We start from the raw sequence: 3,816 nt of genomic DNA, 5'->3' as shown, positions 1-3,816 counted from the left end.
CGCCTCGGCAAGGACCGGAACCCCTACCGCGCGGGCTTCCTGCAATTCGTCGGCGTTGCCGAGACGCGCGAGCAGGCGATGGAGCTGTACAAGGAGCCGGCGGAGTATTTCTACGGCCGCTGCCTGCACGTGGACGGCCGCTGGGCGACGCCGCCCGGCTACATGACCGAGGCGACGCAGCGCGCAGGCCTGACCAGCCAGGTGGCGAAGGCCGCCGGTGCCGACAGCACCCTCGGCAAGGGCACGCAGGAGCGCTTCGCCGGCACCGCCAAGGAGATGGCTGGCATCGTGGACCGCGGCTACGTCATCATCGGCAGCCCCGACGAGGTGGCCGAGCAGCTCCGCGAGGTGGCGAGGTCGCTGAACGTCGGCCACTTCATGCTGCTGCTGCAGTTCGGCAACATGTCGAAGCAGCTCACCAAGTACAACACGCGGCTGTTCGCCGAGAAGGTGATGCCGCAGCTCCGCGACCTGTTCTCGGAATGGGAGGACCGCTGGTGGCCGAAGCCCATTGCCGAGAGCGAGCGCGCGGCGCCGCCCGCCTTCCAGCCGCGCCTGGCCGCGGAGTAGGCCGCGGCCAGGCGCGGGGTGCTCCAGGGCATTTTCCGCCCGCCTCGGCGGCCCGCGGCGAATGCCCCGGATGCTCGATGCGCGGGCATCCTCGCCCGTCCGGGCGGAAGCGCCCGGACGGGATCCGCCCTATCCCCGCTCCTCCACGCGGTAGACCTTGCTGACGATCCGCCATCCCTCCCCGGTGCGGGTCAGCACCAGGTAGTCGGTGAAGTAGCGCGGCGGGATCTGGCAGGCGACCTTCACCAGCGCCGTTTCCGGCCCGCTGATGTCCATCAGCAGGATCCGGTCGTCGCGCGCGAGCTCGCGCGAGGCCGCGCTCGGGCGGGTGCGCACCATCTCGAACCACTGCTCCCGCGGCACGTCGAGCACGCCGCCATCCTTCTCGCAGTAGAGGTGGCTGACGGGATGGAAGGCGGCGGCGAGCTTCTCCACGTCGCCCTCGTGAAGGCCGTCGAAATAGGTCCGGATCACCGCCTCGATCTCGGCGACGGTGCCGGCCGTGGCGGGCTTGCCGCTGGCATCCGGCATCGGGTCCTCCTCCCTCGTTGGGCGCGCCATCCTGGCACGGGCCGCGCCCGCCGCGCACCCCCCTGGCCGCCGGGCCGGGCGGGGCCGATACTCGGCGCGACGAAGGAGGAACCCCGCCATGCCCCTCGCCAGACGCGGGCTGCTCGCCGCCGCCCTGCCCCTCCTCGCGCCCCGCGCCGGGGCGCAGCCCGCCTGGCCCGCGCGGCCGATCCGCCTCGTCGTGCCCTACGCGCCCGGCGGCGGGACCGACCTGCTCGCGCGGGCGCTCGCCGAGGCGCTGCGGCCGGCCCTGCCGCAGCCGGTGGTGGTGGAGAACCGCTCCGGCGGCGCCGGCGTGATCGGCTCGGACCTGGTGGCGCGGGCGGAACCGGACGGGCACACGCTGATGGCCGTGGTCTCCACCCACGTCGCCAACCGCTACCACCTGCCGCAGCTTCCCTACGACCCGATCCGCGACTTCACGCCCATCGCCATGCTGACGCGCAACACCATGGTGCTGGTCGCCGGCGCGGGGCAGCCCTTCCCCGACCTGCGCGCCATGCTCGATCACGCGCGGCGCAACCCGGGGCGCGTCGGCACCGGCAGCACCGAGGCGCTCTCCTCCTTCATCGGGCAGGAGCTGGCGCGCCGCGCCGGCGTGGACATGCCGGACGTGCAGTACCGCAGCGGCGGGCAGCTCATGAACGACGTCGTCGCCGGCCACCTGCCGGTGGGCTGGACCAGCACCGTCAGCGCCATGCCGCACATGGGCACCGGGCGGGTGCGCGTGCTCGCCGCCTCGACCCCAACGCGCACGCCCTTCTTCCCCGAGGTGCCGACCCTGCGCGAGCAGGGTGTGGACCTCGCGCTGGCCGGCTGGGTGGCGATGTTCGGCCCGGCCGGCCTGCCGGAGCCGGTCGTGCGCCGCCTCCACGCCGCGCTGGCCGAGGCCTACACCGACGAGACGCTGAAATCCCGCTTCGCGGCCATGGGCGTCGAGCCCGACCTCCGCCCCGCCGCCGCGCTGCTCGAGGCGATGCGCGAGGAGGACCGCCTCTGGTCCGCGGCCGCCGCCGCGGGGCATATCCGCCCGCAGCAATAGAGCAAGAGGAGACCTTCGCCATGGCCGATCCCCGCCTCAGATCCGCCCTCGAGTCGGGACGGTTCGTCGTCGCCCCCGGCATCTTCGACATGATCAGCGCCAGGATCGCCGACGGCATGGGCTTCGAGTGCCTCTACATCACCGGCTTCGGCACCGTCGCCTCGCATCTCGGCGTAGCCGATGCGGGCATCGCCACCTACACTGACATGGTGGGGCGGGTGGGCGCCATGGCGCGCGGCTGCCGCACGCCGGTGATCGCCGACGCCGACACCGGCTATGGTGGCCTCCTGAACGTGCGCCACACCGTGATGGGCTACGAGGCCGCGGGCGTCTCCGGCATCCAGCTCGAGGACCAGGAGATGCCGAAGAAGTGCGGCCACACGCCGGGCCGGCGGGTGATCCCGGCCGAGGAGATGGCGCTGAAGATCCGCGTCGCCGCCGAGACGCGGCGCGATCCGGACTTCCTGATCGTCGCCCGCACCGACGCGCGCACCACGCTCGGCCTGGCGGAGGCGATCCGCCGCGGCCGCATCTACGCCGAGGCCGGCGCCGACGTGGTGTTCATCGAGAGCCCGGAGAGCGAGGCGGAGATGGCCGAGATCGGCCGCGCCATCCGAAAGCCCCTGCTCGCCAACATGGTCGAGGGCGGGCGCACGCCGATCCTGCCCGCGGAGCGGCTGCGCGCGCTCGGCTACGCCATCGCCATCTACCCCGCCATCGGCTTCCTCGCCGCCGCGGCGGCGCTGGAGCGCGCCTATGCGCATCTGAAGCGCCACGGCGACAGCGCCGCGCTCGGCGAATCCTACGGGTTCGCGCGCATGACCGAGCTGATGGGCTTTCCGGAGGTGTGGGAATTCGAGCGCCGCTGGGCGGAGGAGGCGGGGCGGTGAGCGCGATGGAGAGCGTGAAGGCGCTGGTCTTCGACGTCTTCGGTACGGTGGTGGACTGGCGCGAGGGCATTGCGCGCGACGCCGCCCCCTTCCTCGCCCGCCACGGGCGCGGCGACATCGATCCGCGCGGCTTCGCCGACGCCTGGCGCAGGCGCTACCAGCCGGCGATGGAGGAATGCCGCAGCGGACGCCGCCCCTTCACCCGCCTCGACCTGCTGCACCGGGAGAACCTGGAAGCGGTGCTGCGCGACCATGGCCTCGACCCCGCGCGGATCGGAGAGTCGGAGCTCGACGCGCTGAACCGCGCCTGGCACCGGCTGGACCCCTGGCCGGAGGCGGTGGCCGGCCTCGTCCGGCTGAGGCGGAGGTACTTCATCGCGCCGCTGTCCAACGGCAACATCGCGCTGCTGGCGAACATGGCCAAGCGCGCCGGCCTGCCCTGGGACGCGATCCTCGGCGCCGAGGTGGCGCAGGCCTACAAGCCGCAGCCGGAGGCCTATCTGCGCACCGCCGAGATCCTCGGCCTGCGCCCGGCGGAGGTCTGCCTGGTCGCCGCGCACAACAACGACCTGAAGGCGGCGCGCGGCTCTGGCCTCGCCACCGCCTTCGTCCCCCGCCCGACCGAGCACGGCCCCGGCCAGGCCACCGACCTCGAGCCCGCGGAGCCCTGGGACGTGGTGGCGCGCGACTTCCAGGACCTCGCCCACCGGCTTGGCTGCTAAGCCGCGTGGACAAACCTGATCC

5 protein-coding genes are annotated in these 3,816 nt (G+C 73.2%); 4 read left to right on the top strand and 1 reads right to left on the bottom strand.

What is annotated here, in order from left to right:
* A partial coding sequence (locus ET526_RS20840; protein ID WP_135470977.1) for an LLM class flavin-dependent oxidoreductase occupies positions 1-570 on the top strand: 570 nt, incomplete at its 5' end.
* A 129-nt stretch (positions 571-699) separates the two neighbouring features.
* Here the strand turns inward: ET526_RS20840 and ET526_RS20835 are convergent.
* Positions 700-1,101 carry a nuclear transport factor 2 family protein gene (locus ET526_RS20835; protein ID WP_135470975.1) on the bottom strand — a complete coding sequence of 134 codons (402 nt, stop codon included), beginning with the start codon at positions 1,099-1,101 and terminating at the stop codon, positions 700-702.
* 118 nt (positions 1,102-1,219) lie between these two features.
* On the opposite strand from ET526_RS20835, the gene ET526_RS20830 reads away from it, so the two are divergent.
* The 3 genes from ET526_RS20830 to ET526_RS20820 are packed head-to-tail and all read left to right on the top strand — an operon-like array spanning position 1,220 to position 3,794.
* Positions 1,220-2,182 carry a Bug family tripartite tricarboxylate transporter substrate binding protein gene (locus ET526_RS20830; RefSeq protein WP_135470972.1) on the top strand — a complete coding sequence of 321 codons (963 nt, stop codon included), beginning with the start codon at positions 1,220-1,222 and terminating at the stop codon, positions 2,180-2,182.
* 20 nt (positions 2,183-2,202) lie between these two features.
* Positions 2,203-3,072, top strand: coding sequence for an isocitrate lyase/PEP mutase family protein (locus tag ET526_RS20825; protein ID WP_135470969.1), 870 nt, complete (start codon positions 2,203-2,205; stop codon positions 3,070-3,072).
* Between the two features lie 5 nt (positions 3,073-3,077).
* Positions 3,078-3,794, top strand: a complete 717-nt coding sequence (locus tag ET526_RS20820) for a haloacid dehalogenase type II (RefSeq protein WP_135470979.1) — start codon at positions 3,078-3,080, stop codon at positions 3,792-3,794.
* Positions 3,795-3,816: the final 22 nt, after the last annotated feature.

This window comes from Crenalkalicoccus roseus, assembly GCF_004761865.1.
GTDB classification, from domain to species: Bacteria; Pseudomonadota; Alphaproteobacteria; order Acetobacterales; family Acetobacteraceae; genus Crenalkalicoccus; species Crenalkalicoccus roseus.
This window is presented reverse-complemented; position numbering and strand designations above follow the sequence as displayed.

Excerpts from the sequence above, each read along its gene's own strand:
- ET526_RS20835 (WP_135470975.1), bottom strand. The coding sequence starts at position 1,101 with ATGCCGGATGCCAGCGGCAAGCCCGCCACGGCCGGCACCGTCGCCGAG.
- ET526_RS20825 (WP_135470969.1), top strand. The coding sequence starts at position 2,203 with ATGGCCGATCCCCGCCTCAGATCCGCCCTCGAGTCGGGACGGTTCGTC.
- ET526_RS20830 (WP_135470972.1), top strand. The coding sequence starts at position 1,220 with ATGCCCCTCGCCAGACGCGGGCTGCTCGCCGCCGCCCTGCCCCTCCTC.
- ET526_RS20820 (WP_135470979.1), top strand. The coding sequence starts at position 3,078 with ATGGAGAGCGTGAAGGCGCTGGTCTTCGACGTCTTCGGTACGGTGGTG.